The organism is Sinorhizobium chiapasense (assembly GCF_036488675.1).
GTDB classification, from domain to species: domain Bacteria; phylum Pseudomonadota; class Alphaproteobacteria; order Rhizobiales; family Rhizobiaceae; genus Sinorhizobium; species Sinorhizobium chiapasense.
On sequence record NZ_CP133148.1, the window covers coordinates 4,212,321 to 4,230,274 of the forward strand.

The 17,954-nt window shown below is 62.2% G+C and carries 19 protein-coding genes and 1 tRNA gene; 8 read left to right on the forward strand and 12 right to left on the reverse strand.

From position 1 onward, the window contains the following. Positions 1-56 precede the first annotated feature (56 nt). Complete coding sequence (locus RB548_RS19955) at positions 57-386, forward strand: DUF6665 family protein (protein WP_331372922.1); 330 nt, start codon at positions 57-59, stop codon at positions 384-386. A gap of 32 nt (positions 387-418) precedes the next feature. Here the strand turns inward: RB548_RS19955 and RB548_RS19960 are convergent, their stop codons facing one another. Beyond that, positions 419-1,462 (reverse strand): hypothetical protein, encoded by a 1,044-nt coding sequence (locus tag RB548_RS19960; RefSeq protein ID WP_331372923.1) that lies wholly within the window; start codon positions 1,460-1,462, stop codon positions 419-421. 390 nt (positions 1,463-1,852) lie between these two features. Continuing rightward, the gene (locus tag RB548_RS19965) at positions 1,853-2,296 is read right to left on the reverse strand and encodes a BA14K family protein (protein ID WP_331372924.1); all 444 of its coding nucleotides are present in this window, start codon (positions 2,294-2,296) and stop codon (positions 1,853-1,855) included. 337 nt (positions 2,297-2,633) lie between these two features. On the opposite strand from RB548_RS19965, the gene RB548_RS19970 reads away from it, so the two are divergent. Next, a tRNA-Leu gene (locus RB548_RS19970) sits at positions 2,634-2,718 on the forward strand. Positions 2,719-2,981: 263 nt separating this feature from the next. On the opposite strand, the gene RB548_RS19975 is transcribed toward RB548_RS19970, so the two are convergent. The 3 genes from RB548_RS19975 to RB548_RS19985 all read right to left on the reverse strand — a co-directional run bounded on the left by RB548_RS19975 (position 2,982) and on the right by RB548_RS19985 (position 8,115). Further along, entirely contained in the window at positions 2,982-5,114 is a 2,133-nt protein-coding gene (locus tag RB548_RS19975; protein WP_331372925.1) for an adenylate/guanylate cyclase domain-containing protein, read from the reverse strand. 470 nt (positions 5,115-5,584) lie between these two features. Then, positions 5,585-7,552 (reverse strand): adenylate/guanylate cyclase domain-containing protein, encoded by a 1,968-nt coding sequence (locus RB548_RS19980; RefSeq protein WP_331372926.1) that lies wholly within the window; start codon positions 7,550-7,552, stop codon positions 5,585-5,587. A gap of 236 nt (positions 7,553-7,788) precedes the next feature. After that, positions 7,789-8,115 (reverse strand): hypothetical protein, encoded by a 327-nt coding sequence (locus tag RB548_RS19985; protein ID WP_331372927.1) that lies wholly within the window; start codon positions 8,113-8,115, stop codon positions 7,789-7,791. A gap of 127 nt (positions 8,116-8,242) precedes the next feature. Between RB548_RS19985 and RB548_RS19990 the strand changes: the two genes are divergently transcribed. Next, positions 8,243-8,869: a ribonuclease D gene (locus RB548_RS19990; RefSeq protein WP_331372928.1), complete on the forward strand. Its 627-nt coding sequence runs from the start codon at positions 8,243-8,245 to the stop codon at positions 8,867-8,869. A 6-nt stretch (positions 8,870-8,875) separates the two neighbouring features. Here RB548_RS19990 and RB548_RS19995 read toward each other — a convergent pair whose 3' ends face one another. Continuing rightward, complete coding sequence (locus RB548_RS19995) at positions 8,876-9,220, reverse strand: YqaA family protein (RefSeq protein ID WP_331375025.1); 345 nt, start codon at positions 9,218-9,220, stop codon at positions 8,876-8,878. A gap of 311 nt (positions 9,221-9,531) precedes the next feature. Here RB548_RS19995 and RB548_RS20000 point away from each other — a divergent pair, with 311 nt between their 5' ends. After that, complete coding sequence (locus RB548_RS20000; RefSeq protein WP_331372929.1) at positions 9,532-10,407, forward strand: aldo/keto reductase family oxidoreductase; 876 nt, start codon at positions 9,532-9,534, stop codon at positions 10,405-10,407. A gap of 125 nt (positions 10,408-10,532) precedes the next feature. Here RB548_RS20000 and RB548_RS20005 read toward each other — a convergent pair whose 3' ends face one another. After that, the gene (locus RB548_RS20005) at positions 10,533-10,814 is read right to left on the reverse strand and encodes a SelT/SelW/SelH family protein (RefSeq protein ID WP_331372930.1); all 282 of its coding nucleotides are present in this window, start codon (positions 10,812-10,814) and stop codon (positions 10,533-10,535) included. 285 nt (positions 10,815-11,099) lie between these two features. On the opposite strand from RB548_RS20005, the gene RB548_RS20010 reads away from it, so the two are divergent. Then, positions 11,100-11,555, forward strand: a complete 456-nt coding sequence (locus RB548_RS20010) for a DoxX family protein (RefSeq protein WP_331372931.1) — start codon at positions 11,100-11,102, stop codon at positions 11,553-11,555. A gap of 51 nt (positions 11,556-11,606) precedes the next feature. Here the strand turns inward: RB548_RS20010 and rnk are convergent, their stop codons facing one another. Next, positions 11,607-12,008 (reverse strand): nucleoside diphosphate kinase regulator, encoded by a 402-nt coding sequence (gene rnk / locus RB548_RS20015; protein ID WP_331372932.1) that lies wholly within the window; start codon positions 12,006-12,008, stop codon positions 11,607-11,609. A 472-nt stretch (positions 12,009-12,480) separates the two neighbouring features. On the opposite strand from rnk, the gene RB548_RS20020 reads away from it, so the two are divergent. From RB548_RS20020 to RB548_RS20030, 3 genes are read left to right on the forward strand one after another with little or no spacing between them, the layout of a single operon-like run. Continuing rightward, positions 12,481-12,972: a GFA family protein gene (locus tag RB548_RS20020; protein ID WP_331372933.1), complete on the forward strand. Its 492-nt coding sequence runs from the start codon at positions 12,481-12,483 to the stop codon at positions 12,970-12,972. Next, entirely contained in the window at positions 12,969-13,520 is a 552-nt protein-coding gene (locus tag RB548_RS20025) for a sugar O-acetyltransferase (protein ID WP_331372934.1), read from the forward strand. The genes RB548_RS20020 and RB548_RS20025 overlap by 4 nt, the downstream gene beginning before the upstream one ends. A 32-nt stretch (positions 13,521-13,552) precedes the next feature. Then, complete coding sequence (locus tag RB548_RS20030) at positions 13,553-14,062, forward strand: GNAT family N-acetyltransferase (protein ID WP_331372935.1); 510 nt, start codon at positions 13,553-13,555, stop codon at positions 14,060-14,062. A 6-nt stretch (positions 14,063-14,068) separates the two neighbouring features. Here RB548_RS20030 and RB548_RS20035 read toward each other — a convergent pair whose 3' ends face one another. From RB548_RS20035 to RB548_RS20050, 4 genes are all read right to left on the reverse strand, one after another. Beyond that, a complete protein-coding gene (locus RB548_RS20035; RefSeq protein ID WP_331372936.1) occupies positions 14,069-14,368 on the reverse strand; it encodes a CcdB family protein in 300 nt (99 codons plus the stop codon). Then, positions 14,368-14,601, reverse strand: coding sequence for a type II toxin-antitoxin system CcdA family antitoxin (locus RB548_RS20040; protein WP_331372937.1), 234 nt, complete (start codon positions 14,599-14,601; stop codon positions 14,368-14,370). The genes RB548_RS20035 and RB548_RS20040 overlap by 1 nt, the downstream gene beginning before the upstream one ends. Before the next feature lie 58 nt (positions 14,602-14,659). After that, positions 14,660-16,486: a translation elongation factor 4 gene (gene lepA / locus RB548_RS20045; RefSeq protein WP_408642387.1), complete on the reverse strand. Its 1,827-nt coding sequence runs from the start codon at positions 16,484-16,486 to the stop codon at positions 14,660-14,662. Between the two features lie 82 nt (positions 16,487-16,568). Then, a complete protein-coding gene (locus tag RB548_RS20050) occupies positions 16,569-17,828 on the reverse strand; it encodes an MFS transporter (RefSeq protein WP_331372939.1) in 1,260 nt (419 codons plus the stop codon). Between the last annotated feature and the right edge of the window lie 126 nt (positions 17,829-17,954).

Consider the following 17,954-nt stretch of genomic DNA (forward strand, 5'->3'; position numbering starts at 1 on the left):
TTCCTTAAACCGGATACGATTTAAGGAAACATGCAGTAGCCTTCACGGAGCTGCCGATGACATTCCGCCTGCCGCAGTCGCTGAACCGCTTCGATACCAGAAGCGGCGTGAACGTGCTCGAATATGAGCTGATGGCGGAGCGTGCGGACGCGCTTGGCCGCCACGGCTTGAAGGTGGAAAGGGCGATCGCAGCGCTGGACAAGTTCGACAGCGGCAAGGACGGGCCGGCTGTCCGCGAGCGGCTGCTCGACGAGGCGGCGGATGCCGTCTGGGCCTTCCTCATCCAGCGCGAGATATGCGGCCTGCGCGACAGTCGCGACGCGGTGCGCCGCTACGGCATTCCAAAGGAGGTCATGGCCCGCCTCGGAATCGTCAGAAAGCGATAGTCAGCAATTCAAAAGACGCCGGAGCGCAGGGGTCATTGTGATCCAGCCAGCTTGCGCCTGATAAAGTCGTAGATGCCGTCTTCGTCAACGTGAAGAACGAACAGATCGCGGGCCTCGGCAGCCTGTTGGTCGGTCTGTTTTTCGCCGTTCTCATGGAGCGCAGCCATGAGGCTCGCCTCTTCCTTTGTGATACCGGCATTGTCGCGCGCGCTGTCTTGGCTTTGCGAGGTGTCCTGGTCGCCGTCATCGTTCTGCGCCTGCGTTTCCGCGACCTCGGCGCCGGCGGCAAGCACCGTCAGCATCTCGGCGGCGTCGACGCCTTCGCCATCGGGCGGCATTTTCCCGGCGTCTATATCGGAGGCAACCTCGTTCCGCTTTCTTACGGCCTCATGCAGTTCCTTGACATCGTCGAGCTTGTCATTCGCCTCGAGCGCACGAATCGTCTTCTCGCGCTCAGCGCGGGTTTCCTTGTCCTCGACGCGCGTCGGATCGCTCTCAGTCCGCTCGAGTTTCAGTTCCTCGAGCGATTTCGGATTGGCGGCATCCTCCAGCCGTTGCAGCACTTTTGCCGTTTCGATCGCATTCAGCCCGCCATCTTGCGTCTTGGTTTGCAGCGCCGCCTCGAGCTTGTCGTCTTCCGTGCCATAGGGATTCTTGATCGCGGCCAGGACTTCCGAGAGCGAAAGGTCGAGTGTGTCGAGGCCAAGCGTCTTCTCGATTACGCGGATTTGCTCGGGCTCAAGACCGGAAAGCGCCTCTTCGAGCTGACGCCCATAGGCATAGGCCGATTGGCCATCGGCTCGCTCCAGACCGACGAGTTCGCCGAGCTTGCCGATCAGTTCGAGCTTGAGCTCGGTGACGTCGACCACGGCGCGATTGAAGAAGTGGTTGTTGATCTTGTCGTTGGCGGCCTTCTGCGCCTCGTCCGACTTGATCCGCGCCTTGAGGATCTTGTCCTCCTTGGTCGCTTTCGCCTTTTCCTCTTCCTCCGCGCGGCGCTTTTCGATGTCCTCGATGATCGAGCCCACGAGGGTGGTCGAGACGGTCGCGCTTGCCTGCTGGGTCGGAAGCAGCATCGTTTCAATCCGCCATCTGATTGTACCGGTTTGAAACGATAGGTGGCCGAGGTTAACTGCGCCTTAATGATGCTGGCCGAGACCGGGGCTGCCGAAGGCACGGCGAAGATCTTCGCCGTGTCTTGCAAGCTGAGCCTTTACCGATAGGGCGAATAGCAGGCCCTGTCCGGGCCTTCCTGATACAGCGCGAGAGATATGCGGCCTGCGCGACAGTCGCGACGCGGTGCGCCGCTACCGCAGTGCGAAGGAGGTCATGGCCCGTCTTGGGATTTCCGGAAAGCGATAGGCCCGCATTTCCGCGACGCCCGACGCGGCAGTCTGCCCAGTCGCAGCTTCAAGAATCAAGGAGGCCCGGCGGATGCAGCCGCCGCGCCTCGTTCGAGCGGGCCCTTACCAGCCCCCATAGTATCCGGGTCGGTAATACCGATGTCCGTAGTAGCCGGGGCGATAGTAGCCGTACGGGGCACCGTAATACCGGTGTGGATAGTAACCGGGATAATAGCCTGGGCCGTAATAGCGGGTCCCGTAATAATACCGGTTCCCGTAGTAGTAGCGACCTGGAAAGTAACCGACGCCGGGCCCGAAATAGAAGGCGATGCCGGCCCGGCGATAGCCGGGAGAGTAACCCGGCCAGCCACCGTAGTAGCCGCCGCGCCAGCGCGGATAATAACCCCGACGATAATATCCACGGTGGGTCACGTTCTGGACATCCGCGGGGGCCTTCATCTCTATATCGAGCGCCGGACGCGGCATGGCCTGGACAGGCGCGACAGGGGGAATCATGGAGGCGGCCGCCAGCGCGCAGCTCATAACGAAATTCCGAAATCCCGTCATTTTTTCCTCACTTTCCGAAAGACGTGCTTTCCGGTTTGTCCCTGCTCCATAAACTTTTGTTTTGGTTGGTTGTTCCATGACGTCGGGTCGCGCGCACGCGTGCTCATCCGCCGGACTTCCGCGCCGATCAGCCGTCGGAGGAAGCATGCGCCTCTCCGGCACTCATGTCACTGGAATTCGTGCCCTATTTTTGCGGGTTGGGAATGCTCCAACCGGACCGGCGGAAGGCGGGCACGACGAAGCGGCGACACTCCCCGGAGCTTTTTCGTGATCCGACACGAAAACTTCAAAATGCCTGTTGACACTTCGGTCCCGGCCTTTTACATGCCGGTCCGTCGCCCAGATGGCGGAATTGGTAGACGCGCAGGTTTCAGGTACCTGTGCCGCGAGGCGTGGAGGTTCGAGTCCTCTTCTGGGCACCAAATTCCGATTTCAGACCGCCTCGTGCGGTCGTGAAACACAAAAAAAGCCCGGCCAGCCGGGCTTTTTTGTTGTCTAGAGCGCCGTGCGTTCAAGTGAACGCACAAAGGACGCTCTAGCACTTTGATTCTAGAGCATCTTATCCGCTTTCAGTGATTCCACTTGAAAGCGGGATGCTCTAGCGTTTTGTGGTGGCCTCGCGGGCTTCATTTGAAGCCGTCGCGGCTCACGTGAGACGCTGGCGGGCATGGGGGGTGCCACCGCTCTACAATCTCAGGAGCCACGCCTCAACCTTCCCTTTGCCCTTGACGTCGATTGTGCCGCGCGGCTCGAAGACGAACTGGCCTTTGAGCTTTTCGTAGACCGCGCGCGTAACCTGGATCGAATTGGGAATGCCGCCTGTTTCCATCCGGCTTGCGAGGTTCACGGTGTCTCCCCAAAGGTCGTAGATGTATTTGCTCTTACCGATGACGCCGGCCACGACCGGGCCGGTGTTGATGCCCACTCTGATGCTGAGCGAGGTGTTGTGTTCCAGGGCGTGCTCGCGGGTAATGTGAACCATCCGGATGGCCATGCGAACCATGCGCTCGGCGTGGTCGGCCGTGGGCACGGGTAGGCCGCACACCGCCATATAGGCATCGCCCACCGTCTTGATCTTCTCGACCCCGAGATCTTGAGCAGAAGCGTCGAAACGGGTGAAGAGCCCGTTGAGCAGTGTCACGACATCCTGCGGCGGCATATCAGACGTCAGCTCCGTGAATCCGACGATATCAGCGAAAGCGACAGTGACCTCCGCAAAGCCATCCGCAATCCCTGCCTCGCCACTACGCAGCCGGTTGGCGATCGGCGCGGGCAACACGTTCAGCAGCAGCTGCTCGTTCTCGCGATTCTTCTCCTCGATCGCGACGTTCTTCTGTCGAATATCCTCGACCATGCCATTGAAGGCCGAGCAGAGCTGGCCGATCTCGTCGCCCGTGCGGACCGGGACGCTGGCGCCGTAGTCGCCGGCGGCGAAGCGTTTCACCGCGGCGGTGAGCTCGAGCAGTGGCTGAAGCAGCGCGCGCGAAAGCCACGCGGCCGCGGCTGCCACCACCAGCGCCGCCAGCCCCCCGACCACCATCAGATCCCGGCGCAGCCGGTCGATCGGCGCGAAGGCTTCGGCGCTGTCGATCTTGGCGACAAGCCCCCACTTGACGTCGTGAATTGCGAGTGGCCCCCATGAAGCGAGCGTCGGAACGCCACGGTAGCCGATGATCTCGCCAGTACCTTCGACACCGGCCAGCGCCGCCCTAGTGGCCTGGGTGTCGATGCGTTGATGCAGCACGGGTGTCCTGTAGCGCCGAATGGCTGACATCTCGCTCTCAGGGCTGCCCACGGCGCGGAGGTCGGCGAAATAGCCGTCGAGATTCTCGTAGAACGCGCGCGGGGCCGAGCGCACCAGATAGTCCGGCCCGACGAGATATGCCTCGCCCGTGTTGCCAAATCCATCCTGCCGCCAGCGGCGGCCGCCGGTGACGACGTTGTCGATCTCCTCGTTCGACAGCTGCGCGATCAGCACGCCGATGACGACGCCCTTGTCGATAATCGGCGCGCTCATGAACGCGATTGGTGCGCCGCCTGATGGCTCATAAGGCGCGAAATCCGCAAGGCAGACAGCCGACTGGTCGGGAGCCAGCGAGCAGCGGGCGACTGCCGTTGCGACGTTTGAGCGGCGGTACGGACCGAACTGGAGGGATGTGGTGAAGTCCGTCTCCTTCTGGACGGTGTAGATCAGCCGGCCCGACTTGGGGTCGGCCACCATGAAGTCGAAGAATCCGACCGTTGCGGCGGCCGCCCGCATCAGCGGATGATAGATGGCGTGTAGCCGGCTGTATTCGCTGCCGTCGCCGGCGTCGTCGAGGAGCCCGCGCCGCTCCGCCGGGTTCGGATTGGCCACGATGTAGTGATACTGCAGGTAGTAGGGGGCTCCGCCGACCGGCAAGTAGTCGGACAGGGCTGGCTCCCTGCCCAAGAGACTCGTCATTTGCGGGATGATGTTCTCGGAATACCAGGCGCTGACCTTTTGGCTCAATTCGGGTGGTATGCCTGCCCGATCAAGTTGTTCTACTGCGATCCGGAACTCGCGTGTTGATTCGACTGCCATCTTCGAGGTGGCAAGGAGGCGCAACTCGGCCTGGATCGTGCGGAAGTAGGTTTCGATCTGGCGCGCTTTGGTCTGCCGGGCGGTCGTGAGCTGATCGAAAATTGCCTGCTCGAGCGCATCGCGGGCGCGGATATATCCGAGCACTGCCGTCAGCAGGACGGCGACCGCGCCAAGCAGGACGAGCGTCGCGAGCAGTTTTGCGGCCAGGCCCCAGCGCGCGGGCCGTGGTGTGCCGGTCACACCCTTGAAAGACATCCTCGACCTCTAATCCACAACGCGAAGTTTTTGGGCAGGCATCACCGGCGATGACAGCGTTTAGTCAGGTCGTTGCAAGTAACATCTGCTACCGATGACAGAGTACTGAAGTCGCGGCCTTGTGGCAGTATATTTTCAGGTCGACAGGGGCTATATGAACAGAGTTGCCACTCCGTCCTTTTCAATCTAACGCGGTCACGGAAGAACATCGACTTTGCGCCGGTAAGTGCCCGATCTCTCACGCGCTGACGTCTGCAGTGTACCGAATTCGCCATTTGGGCCGATTGCGCCAAACAACTGCTCACCGTGCTGCTGGAATCGAGCACCCTGAGCCTACGCAGCGAGCCACAGGCAATTGCAAGCAGATCGACGACTAGAGCATCCCGCTTTCAAGTGGAATCACTGAAAGCGGATAAGATGCTCTAGAATCAAAGTGCTAGAGCGTCCTTTGTGCGTTCACGCACGGCGCTCTAGGCTGCCGTTCCGGTTTGCGCTTCATCCATTTTCGGTTCGGCGACAGGGATTGCCGCCAGGACCTCGTAGATGTCCAGGGCTGTTGCCCGCCCCTTGGCCTGCGCCGAGCCGAGCGGGCGGAATGTGATGACGTCCTTGCATTGGGCAACGACTGCGCCGCTCGCCATGATCGTCGTGTCGTAATTCTTATTCATGCCTTCAAGCCGCGAGGCGACGTTCACCGTGTCGCCCATCGCCGTATATTGCAGCCGCTCCTTCGCGCCGACGCTGCCGACGACGGCGGTGCCGGTATGAATGCCGAAGCGCGTCCGGAATTCCGGAAGGCCCTTTGCCTTCTGTTTCTCGTTGAACGCCTGCAGCCTCTCCTTGACGGCGAGCGCGCAGCGACAGGCGTGTTCGGCATGTCGTTCGTCGGCGACCGGCGCGTTCCACATGGCGAAGACCGAGTCGCCGAGGAACTGGATGATCGTGCCTTCGTGGGCATGGACCGTTTCGCTGAAAATATCGAAATACTCCGAAAGCATCGCCACCACCTCCTCCGGCGCGTGACGCTCGCTGATCGTGGTGAAGTCGTAGATATCGGTGAAAAGCGCCGTCACCTCCTGACGCCAGGCGGCCCGGCCGCTGAACTGCCCGGATTCGATGCCTCGCCGCACCAGTTCCTTGGGCACGTAGAGCGCGAAGGTGAAGATCGCGTCGCGGGCCTTGTTCATCGCGCCGTTGAGCGTCGAGATTTCCGTGACATACGAGGGCACGTCGATCGGTGTGGTGAAGTCCAGGTCCTGCAGCCGGTTGGCGCTGGCGGTCAGCTGGTGCAGAGACTTCGTGATCAGGTGGGCGAGAACGAGAGCGCTGAGGACGGCGAGCACCACGACGGCGCCTGAAACCGCGAGGCCCTGGAGCAGGGCGGCGTTGGCGGTCGCCATCAGTTCGTCGAGAGGCGCGGCGACGACGACCCGATGCCCCGAGAGCAACAGGGCCGAGGCCAGCGGCGTCACCATGACGAGATAGGTTCGGTCACCGACGTCGACGAAGCTCGCCTTGCCGGCCGTAGGTGCGTTCAACCGAATGCTTTCGACCAGTGGGTCGTTCTTGGGAGATGCCTCCGGATCGTATCTCTCCGTCGCGGCAAGGATGCGGCGCATCATGGCGGGATTGGAGTGGATGATCGGCCGTCCGACCGCGTCGAGAATGAACGAAACGGAACCGTCGGTGAGCCGCTCGCGCGACAGGAAGTCGGTAATCGTGTCGAGAACGACGTCTGCGCCGATGACGATCTTTCCGTTTCCGTGATGGGCTTGCGATATCGTCATTCCGAGCTTGCCGGTCGTGGCCATCTCGTAAGGCCCGGTTGATACCGGACCGGTCCCGTCGACGGCGGCCTGATACCAGGGGCGGGTTTGCGGGTCGAAGCCCGTTGGCGTCAGCCGGCGTTCGGCGAACTGGATGCCGGCGGCATCGAGGAACAGAACGCGGTTGACCGGCTTTCCTTCGGCGTCCTTTTCCATCGAGCGCACGGCAAGTGCCGCCCCTCGCGGCACATCGAGCGCCATACGCCATGCAGGCATTGCCAGATCGACGACCTGGAAGAACCTACCATCCGGATAGCCGACGTAAACGCCATCGATATGCGGAGACCGCATGATGCCTTCACGCAGGATCGCGATCTTGTCGTTCAAACGCTCCGGTGGTGGCACGAGGAAGGAATTGGCCACCGATGCCACGAGACCGACGAGCGCCGATGTGTCGCCGGAGAGAACGCCGAGCCGGTCGACGAGACGGCCGACGAAGGCGTGCATGTTGGCCTCGGCGTCTTCGATCGCCGCATTGCGCGAACGGCGGTAATCGAGGCCGACCAGCGTCGCCGACACGACGATGAGCATGGCAACCATCACGAGGGCAAACAGCGACCGGAGAGAATGCGTCCAGATCGCGGGATGCCTATTCTCGTCGGAGCCGCGCATGCGTCTGTGTCCCCGTCAGTACGTTTGCCGTCAATCTTTGCAGCATTGCACGGCGTTTGCATAGAACTTGTTAATTGGCGAGCCGCAGCAATGGAGGAGACCAGATACGGGCTTGGCTCGAGCATGGAGCGTAAGCAATGGCCTACGATGATAAGGCGTCACGTAAGCTTGCTTGCGTCCTGCACGGGGATCGCGCCGAAGGTCCGGTTACCTCAAGCCTATGCTGGTTGAAACTGCTAATAGTTCAGACCACGCTTCTGCCGTTCGAGCGAAGGCGGCAATCGACTTCCCCGAAAGACCGGGCCGTCGCCCTCGCGGCATTTGTAGACCGTGTCGTAGCCTGGCCCGCGCGAGGACTCGAATGGCGCCCAGCGGTCGACGAAGATCTGCTCGCAGGCCACCCTCGGCGGATCCCGCAGCGGATCCTCGGCGCGGACGCCCGGAAGGTCGTGGTAGGCTTGAGCGAACTGCGGCACGCTTTGCGCCGTCAGAGCGGCGCCTGCCGAGATTCCGAGGAGGAAGGTGGCGCTGGCAGACACCAGGATGGATCGAAGCGAAATCATGCTCTCGGGCTCTCGGGAAGGAAACGGCAGAACCGGGCGGGAGAACCTACGGTATTGCCTCTGGCAAACTTGCGCTATAGGCCAACTGTGTTCCAATTCACTTGGCTAGTTGATCTGGGGATTTTCGATGGCGAATGCAATACGATTCCACGAAGGCGATATTTCCGCGGCCGATGCGGCCCGCTACACGGGCGCTATCGCCATCGACACGGAAACGCTCGGCCTCATTCCCCGCCGCGACCGGTTGTGCGTGGTGCAGCTTTCACCGGGCGACGGTACCGCCGACGTGATCCGCATCGCCGCCGGGCAGAGGGAAGCGCCGAACCTCGTTGCGATGCTCGCCGATCCGACGCGCCAGAAGATCTTCCACTTCGGCCGCTTCGATATCGCCGTGCTCTTCCACACCTTCGGCGTCACGGCGACACCGGTTTTCTGCACCAAGATCGCCTCGCGGCTGACGCGCACCTACACCGACCGGCATGGGCTCAAGGACAATCTCAAGGAACTGCTCGACGTCGATATTTCCAAGCAGCAGCAGTCATCGGACTGGGCGGCCGACATCCTTTCGCCGGCCCAGCTGGAATACGCCGCTTCCGACGTGCTCTACCTCCATGCGCTGCGCGACAAGCTGACGGCGCGCCTCGTGCGCGATGGCCGCATGGAGCATGCCGAAGCCTGCTTCGCCTTCCTGCCGACACGTGCCAAACTCGACCTGCTCGGCTGGGAGGAAACGGATATTTTCGCGCACAGCTGACGGATTTCAGGGGGTGAGCCACAACAGCGCCGCATAGCGCGCCGCCTTGCCTATCGTCACGAAGACAAGAAACGGCGTCAGCGGCGTCCTCAGCAGCCCGGCGACGAGCGTCAGCGGATCGCCGATGACGGGCAGCCAGGAAAAAAGCAGCACGGGCCGGCCATAGCGCTGAAAGAGCGCCTCGGCTCGTTGCCGCGCGGGAGGCGAAACCGGAAACCAGCGGCGGTGCTCGAAGCGGATGAGAAACCGGCCGAGCGCGAAATTGACAACGGCGCCAAGCACGTTGCCGGCGGTCGCCGCCAGGAAGAGCGCAGTGCGGCTCGTCTCGCCCGCAAGCGCCGCCGCGACGATTGCCGCCTCCGAAAGGCCGAAGAGCAAGGTCGCCGACAGGAAGGCAGCGGCAAAAACGCCGGAAAGCATACCGAAGTCCAGGCTCAGCTCCTGTCGACACGGCCGAGATCGCGCTCCGGCCCGATGCACTCGTGCTTCCATGGCGCGCGGCGTCAGAAAATCCGCCTGCACGCACCACCGCCACCAAAGCGTTCAGATCGCTGATGCCTACCTTCATTATTCGAAAATCCGCACAGCCTGTGCGGGTTGTATCAGGTAGTCGCACATTCGAACAACGCCTATCTGCGTTTCGTTAGATAGGGGGAAAGATCATGACCATCAACGACCAAACTGGAACCTTGGGCAACCGCACCCTGAAGCGTGTTGGTTACGGCGCAATGCAGCTCGCCGGGCCTGGCGTGTTCGGCCCGCCCAGGGATCATGGCGCGGCAGTGGCCGTGCTGCGCGCGGCCGTGGATGCCGGCGTGGACCACATCGACACCAGCGACTTCTATGGCCCGCATGTCACCAACCGGTTGATCCGTGAGGCGCTCGCGCCCTATCCCGACGACCTCGTTATCGTCACGAAGATCGGCGCCCGACGCGGTGAGGATGGAGCGTGGCTCCCGGCCTTCTCAAAGGAGGAATTGAAGCAGGCGGTGGATAATAACCTGCGCAATCTCGGGCTCGACGTGTTAGAGGTGGTGAACCTCCGCATCATGTTCGATGCGCATGCCCCTGCAGAAGGGTCGATCGAGGCACCGCTTACCGCCTTGGCCGAGTTTCAGCAACAGGGCTTGGTGCGTCATATCGGACTGAGCAACGTTACGCCAGCGCAGGTTGCCGAAGGACGCCGGATCTGCGACATCGTCTGTGTGCAGAACCACTATAATCTGGCGCATCGCGCTGATGACGCTCTGATCGACGACCTCGCTCGCGACGGCATCGCCTATGTCCCTTTCTTCCCGCTTGGCGGGTTCACTCCACTGCAGTCGTCCACCTTATCCGATGTCGCAAAGCGCCTTGACGCGACGCCGATGCAGGTCGCACTCGCATGGCTGCTTCATCGCGGGCCCAACATTCTTCTGATCCCCGGCACATCCTCGGTCGCGCATCTGCGTGAGAACCTCGCCGCCGCCGACATCGCTCTCTCGGATGATACGCTCAAGGCACTGGACGGCATGGCGGAAAGCTCCAGCTTCGGCTGACGATCTGAAGCTAGAAAGCGATCCCACTGCTTCGCAACGCCTTCTTGCGTTGCGGCGCGACTACGCTCCTCAGGCGCCTCGAATGCCACTCCGAACGCCGCCGTGATAGTGCTGGAGCAACTGGCTCAGCTTCTGTCGACATGACCGAGATCGCGCTCCGGCTCGATCACGTCGCGGATCCGCTGCTTCAACTCCTTCGGCCCAGGGAAGCCGCCGTCGCGTTTGCGCTCCCAGACGAGCTCGCCATCGACCCGGATCTCGAAATTGCCGCCAGTGCCGGGGATCAGCGCGACTTCGCCGAGCGCGTCGCCAAAGGTCGACAGCAGCTCCTGCGCCATCCAGCCGGCGCGCAGCAGCCAGTTGCACTGGGTGCAATAGAGGATTGTGACGCGGGGCTTTTCGCTCATCTCATGCTTCCTGCCTGTGCTCGGACGATACAGCGCCGCGCGTCTTATCAGACGCGCAAAGGACGCTGTAGGACTTTTATTTGCTGCATGTTTTTGTCCTTAAATCGGGTACGATTTAAGGAAACATGCAGTAGTGGCGGTTCGGAGCCGCAACAACCAGCCTCTTCACGCACACATCACACACATGTCAACTTTCATAGTCATGTTTTTATCGGCGGGAGTCTTGTATTGCGAACGGCGCCCGGCAAGAGAATTGCTGCAGTGCAACCAATTCCAGAGGAAATCATGACCGACACCACCGCTACGACCGCCCGCCCGCGCGCGATCCTGCCGGCCCTCGAAAAGATCTATCTGCCGCTCGGCACCTTCGCGGAAACGCTGCTGCGTGTGCTTGCCGGTGCGCTGCTCGTCACCCATGGCTACGGCAAGATCCTCGATCCCTTCGGCGCCATTGGCATGGTGGAAGGCCTGGGCTTTTATCCCGGCGCCTTCTGGTCGCCGCTGCTCGCCGCCACCGAATTCTTCGGCGGCATCTTCATCGCCATCGGCTTTCTGACCCGCCCCGCCGCTTTCGCGGCCACAATCGTGCTGCTGGTCACCGTCTATTTCCACGGCATTGTGCAGGGTCAGGGGCTCGGCGGCGCCGAGAAATCGATCCTTTGGGCCGCAATCACCTTCTTCTTCGTCATGCGCGGCGCCAACAGCCAGTCGGTCGACGCCAAGCTTGGCAAACAGTTCTGATCTCTTGCTTTTTGACGCGGCCTCTCGTCGGCCGCGTCTCGCTTCGCATGATCAATATGATCGGGTGACGCTGCGGATCGTCATGCGATGCGCCTTCCCCGCCCGGTCGAGCCAGTCGATCGACTGTCCGACGGAAAGACCGATCAGCGCGGCGCCGATCGGCGTCAACACCGAAATTCTGCCCGCTTCGATATCGGCTTCGCCGGGATAGACCAGCGTCACCTCCTTGGCAAAGCCATTGTCGGCATCGAAGGCGACGGTCGAGCCCATCTGCACGCTGTCCTTCGGCAAATCCCGTGTCGCGACGCGCGCCCGTTCGAGTTCGGAAAGCAGCGTTTCGGCGACGTCGGGCACGCGGTCGAGTGCCGACATGGCGAGTGCGGTAAGGCGCGCGTGGTCCTCGGCATTGATGACGATCGGTGGAAGTTTCTTGCGGTTTGCTGTGTCCGCCATGATGATATCCGTGTCTGTGCGCATGGTTGCCTACGCGCATGTTTCCTCGAATCCGAACCGAGGAAACATGCAGCAATTCAAAGTGCCGCAGCGTCCTTGCGTGCCTGACGCGGCGCGCGGCGCTGCAGAGGCGCCATGATCGCGAGTGTTCCTGTGAAATGTTTTTTGCGCTGGCCGCACTGAAGTCCGTGGATGGTCGCAGACGTCTCGATGCGAAAGGCTCCCCTTCCCCGGAGAGCGCACGCATCCGGGCCGGGGTCAGGTTCCTGCGATAGGGCAGACCCGGAAAAAACAACGGAAATGGATCGCAAGCGTCGACATGGCCCAAAGGTCGGAAAGTTCGCCGACGAAGTCAAGGCCGGCGATCGCCTCTTGAACGGCGGCGGCGGCCGTGGTCAACCTAGCCCACGGCGCGCCGGTAGGCATTCGGGCCACCCGCGGCGTTGCGAACTCGTGATGGAGGAGGTTGGTCATGAGCGAAGCGATCGAGGGTGGCTGCTTTTGCGGGCGCATCCGCTACCGATTGAAGAAGCGCCCGATGTTCGTCCATTGTTGCCACTGCAGCGACTGCCAGCGGCAGGTGGGAAGTGCTTTCGCGATCAACGGCCTCGTCGAGGCGGAAAACGTCGAACTGCTCAAGGGCGAGCCCGTGATGGTTACACTGCCGACCGACAGCGGCCGCCCGCACGACGTCTATCGCTGCGCCGACTGCCAGTCGGCGCTCTGGAGCGATTACGGCCGGCGCAAGTGGCTGTCCTTCGTGCGCGTCGCAACGCTCGACCGGCCGTCGGATTTTCCGCCGGACGTGCACATCTATACGCGCTCGAAACTCGACTGGGTGGCGCTGCCGGCGGGCGCCAAGACTTTCGAGGAATATTACGACATGCAGGCGCTCTGGCCGAAGGAGAGCCTGGAGCGGCGCGATCGGGCCTACACCAAGGCGAAAGGACAGGCGCAGCCGTGACGGAGAGCGAGCGCAGGAAGATGGCGGCCGGCGGGTGGTATTGCTGCCTTGATCCGGAACTGGATGAATTGCGCGATCGCGCCCGCAAGGCGGTTCACCAACACAACACCCTGCCGCCGGACGAACGCGGCAGCCTGGCCCCGGGCTTGAGGGCGCTCTTTGCCGATGTTGCCCCGGACGCCTTCGTCGAGGCGCCATTTCATTGTTCCTACGGCATGAACATAACGCTCGGCGCCCGCGTCTACCTGAACGCCGGCTGCACGATCCTCGACAGCGCGCCCGTCGTCATCGGGGCCGATACGATGCTCGGACCGGGCGTGCAGATCTATTGCGCCGAACACCACAAGGATCCGGCCCTGCGCCGGGAGGGACTGGAACTCGCCCGCCCCGTGGCGATCGGCGAGAACGTCTGGATCGGCGGCGGCGGGATCATTCTCGCCGGTGTGACGGTCGGCGACGGCGCGATCGTCGGCGCGGGCGCGGTGGTGACACGCGATGTTGCCCCGGGCGCGACGGTGGTGGGGAATCCGGCGCGAGTTCTGCGGTGACGTCCGAAGAAGAGAGCAGGAGCTTTTCATCAATGGCCGATAACGTGGTGCTACAAGTCAGGCCGGCGCGCTCCGACGACGTACCGTCGCTTTGCGCCTTTCTGAACGAGATCATACAGATGGGCGGCACGACCGCCCACGAAGTGCCCTTCACCGATGAGAGCTTTGCCGCGCATTTTCTTTCATGTCCGGGCTTCATCAGCTGCTATGTTGCAGACGATGCCGATGGCCGGCCTTGCGCCTTCCAGGCCCTGGAGCGCTGGGATGCTCTCCCCGAGAGCTGGGCGGATATCGGAACCTTCGCTCGTCCGCACGGGAAAGTGCGTGGCGCGGGAACGGCGCTTTTTGCTGCCACCAAGGCACACGCTTTCGAGGCTCGCCTTGAGGCGATCAACGCGACGATCCGCGCCGACAACGCCGGCGGGCTGGCCTACTACGCCAAAATGGGCTTCGTCGATTACAAGATCGAGAAGACGGTGCCGCTGAAGGATGGCCGGCCGGTCGACCGCATCTCGAAGCGGTATCTGCTTGGTGTGCGATAGAGGGGCTCAGAAACCTTGGAATGCGAAATCCGTGGCGGCGACAATGTCGTCGCGCCGGCTCGACAGATCCGCGACCATCTCATCGAGTTCGTTCACTGAGATCGCAGCCAGGAGATGGATAGCGATAACGCAGGCGTCCCCGCCGATGGTCACGCGTGGATTGAGGCGTGACATGACATGACCGATGTCGGACACCCGAATGAGCGGCGCGACAATTCTGGTCTTCAGCGCGTCGAAGAGGTCGGCCTGGAGATCGACCACCAATGTCTCGGCCTGCTTCAAACGGTAGACATGAAACCGGGCCATCAGAACTGCCGATGTTTCGTCAGGGGCAGTCCGCGCTTTTCGACCAGGGTGTTGGCATCGGCGATCGCTTTCGCGTTCTCAACGCGCCAGAGCTTTTCCCGTTCGGTCTTGATCGCTTGCGCGATGCCTTCTTCCGCCGCGCGCGAAACGTTGATCTTCAGATCGCGCGCCTTTGAAAGCAAATCGGCGTCGAGGGAGAGATTGGTCGGGCGCCGTGCGGTTGATCGCGTCATGTTCGTTTTCCCATGAAGATGCGCACATTATATGCGCATCTTCATGGGAAGAAAACAATCACTCGTCGCCCATCTTCAACGCCGCGATAAACGCTTCCTGCGGGATCTCCACCTTGCCAAACTGGCGCATGCGCTTCTTGCCTTCCTTCTGTTTTTCCAGAAGCTTGCGCTTGCGGGTGGCGTCGCCGCCGTAGCACTTCGCCGTCACGTCCTTCCGGAGCGCCCGAACCGTTTCGCGGGCGATGATGCGGCCACCGATTGCGGCCTGGATCGGGATCTGGAACATGTGCTGCGGGATCAGGTCTTTCAGCTTTTCGCACATGACGCGGCCGCGCTTTTCCGCGGCCGACCGGTGGACGAGCATCGACAGCGCGTCGACCGGTTCGCCGTTGACGAGGATCGACATCTTGACGAGGTCGCTCTCGCGATAGTCGGAAAGGTTGTAGTCGAACGAGGCGTAGCCCTTGGAGATCGACTTCAGCCGATCGTAGAAATCGAAGACCACTTCGTTGAGCGGCAGATCGTAGGTCAGCATCGCCCGGTTGCCAACATAGGTCAGTTCCGTCTGGATGCCGCGCCGGTCCTGACAGAGCTTCAGGATGCCGCCGAGATATTCGTCCGGCGTCAGGATCGTCGCCCGGATCCACGGTTCGCGAAATTCGGTGATCTTGACGACGTCCGGCATGTCGGCCGGATTGTGCAGCTCCTTCTCGGTGCCGTCCGTCATGGTCAATTGATAGACGACCGAGGGGGCGGTCGCGATCAGGTCGAGGTCGAACTCGCGCGACAGCCGTTCCTGGATGATTTCGAGATGCAGGAGCCCCAGGAAGCCGCAGCGGAAGCCGAAGCCGAGGGCGGCGGAGGATTCCATTTCGAACGAGAACGAGGCGTCGTTGAGCCTGAGCTTGCCCATCGCGCCGCGTAGCTCCTCGAAATCGGCGGCATCGACCGGGAAGAGGCCGCAGAACACCACCGGCTGCGCCGGCTTGAAGCCCGGCAGCGCCTCCGCCGTCGGGCGCTTGTCCTCGGTGATCGTATCGCCGACGCGGGTATCGGCCACTTCCTTGATCGAGGCGGTGATGAAGCCGATCTCGCCCGGGCCGAGCGAATCCATCGCCACCATCTTCGGCGTCAGCACGCCGACGCGCTCGATCGTGTATTTCGCCCCGGTGCCCATCATGCGGATGGTCTGGCCCTTGGTCAGCACGCCATCGATGATGCGCACGAGAACCATGACGCCGAGATAGGTGTCGTACCAGCTGTCGACGAGCAGCGCCTTCAGCGGCGCCTTCTCGCCACCGGAGCTCTTCGGCGCCGGCAGCTTGTGGACGATCGCCTCGAGCACGTCCGGAATGCCGAGGCCGGTCTTGGCCGAGATCAGCACGGCGTCGGAAGCGTCGATGCCGATCACTTCCTCGATCTGTTCCTTGATCCGCTCCGGTTCGGCCGCAGGCAGGTCGATCTTGTTGAGCACGGTGACGAGCTCGTGGTTGTTGTCGATCGCCTGATAGACGTTGGCGAGCGTCTGGGCTTCGACGCCCTGGCTCGCGTCGACGACGAGCAGCGAGCCCTCGCAGGCCGAAAGCGAGCGCGAGACTTCATAGGCGAAGTCGACGTGGCCGGGCGTGTCGATGAGGTTCAGCACATAGGTTTCGCCGTCATTGGCCTTGTAGTGCAGGCGCACGGTCTGGGCCTTGATGGTGATGCCGCGCTCGCGCTCGATGTCCATGCTATCCAGCACCTGCTCGGACATTTCGCGCTCGGCAAGACCACCGGTCGACTGGATCAGCCGGTCGGCGAGCGTCGATTTGCCGTGGTCGATATGGGCCACGATCGAGAAGTTGCGGATGTGCGACAGGGGCGTCTTGGAAGATGTTGTGCTCATGGGCCGCATATAGCAGCGCGATCAGGCGGCGCAAAGCGGGAAATGAAGGCTTCGTTCACTATGTTTTGGCCGCTCCCGCCGCCTATTCGGAGCGTGCTTCCGCCTCGATCAGCGCGCCGGCGTTCGGCACCTGCGCGCTCTTCAGTTCGAAGCTTTCGCAGAACTGCGGCGGCACCCTCTCGCGACTGCCGAGACGCAAGAGTACGAATATCGCATAACAAACCGCCACGGCCATTGCCGCGTAAATGAAGGTGCGTTGCCCCAAGGCCGGCGTCAGCATGGTGACAAGCATCGGAACTATGGTTGCGGCCGTCGACCAGGCAACGAGCATGGTGCTGGCGAGCGGCACGAAATCGGACGGATCGGCGCGGTCGTTGGCATGCGCATTGGCGATCGAGTAGACGGTCTCGACCGCACCGGCGAAGAGCGCGAAGACCAGCATCAGCAGGATGAGATTGGCGAAGGAAACGCTGAGCGCCGCGAGTCCGGCGGCAACGATCAGCGTGCAGGTGGCGATCAAGACGATGCGGCGATCGATCCGGTCGGAGAGCGCGCCCATCGGATACTGGATGAACATCAGCCCGAACTGCATGACGAACATCAGCGCCGCCACGTCCTTCTGGCTGACGTCGTTGGCGGCGGCATAGATCGGCGTGAAGCCCTGCACGACCATGGATAGGCCGCCGGCCGCAAGTACGCCGACGAAGGCGACCGGAGAGTTCCGCCACGCCATCGGAATGTCGATGCTGACCTTGGCGGGCGCCGGCGGCGTCGGCAGGCGGGTGAGGCCGATCGGCAGGATCGCGACCGTGGTGAAGAAGATCGTGATGATCGGCGCAAGGTTGCCTTCCGCGGGAATCTGGCCGAAGAGCCAGGCGCCGGCGCCGAGGCCGATCACATAGGCCATGTAGAAAAGCGCCATCGCCTTGCCGCGCCAGTGGTTTTCGCTCGCGTGGTTCAGCCAGCTCTGGCTGATGATGAAGTTCGTATTGCCGGCGGCGCCGTAGAGGCAGCGTGCGAATACCCACAGAAGCGGATGGACGCCAAGACTGATCATCAGCGCAGCGAGAATGACGAGGGCCATGGAGCAGGAGAAGGCGCGCGCATGGCCGACGCGGCGGATGAGCGGTCCGGCGATCACGCAGCCGACGAGCCCGCCGAAGGCGATGGCGGTTACCGCCGCGCCCGGAACCCAGTCCGGCGCCTCGGACCGTGTCAGCACGAAGGGGACATAGGCGAGCATCATGCCGTTGCCGATCGCGACCGCCGTCATCGAGACGACGATGCTGGCGATCGACATGAGCGAGGAAGGGGTCCCGTGCCTGGCTTCCGCGACGTCCATGCTGCTCCCCCCTCGACAAGAGATTTCTAAACTATTGAAGAGAAATACTTTTGCGAACTAACGCTTGCCCGCAACCATAGCGCCTGGCGCGCCAGCGCGTTGTCGTCAAAACGGCACGAACGAAAT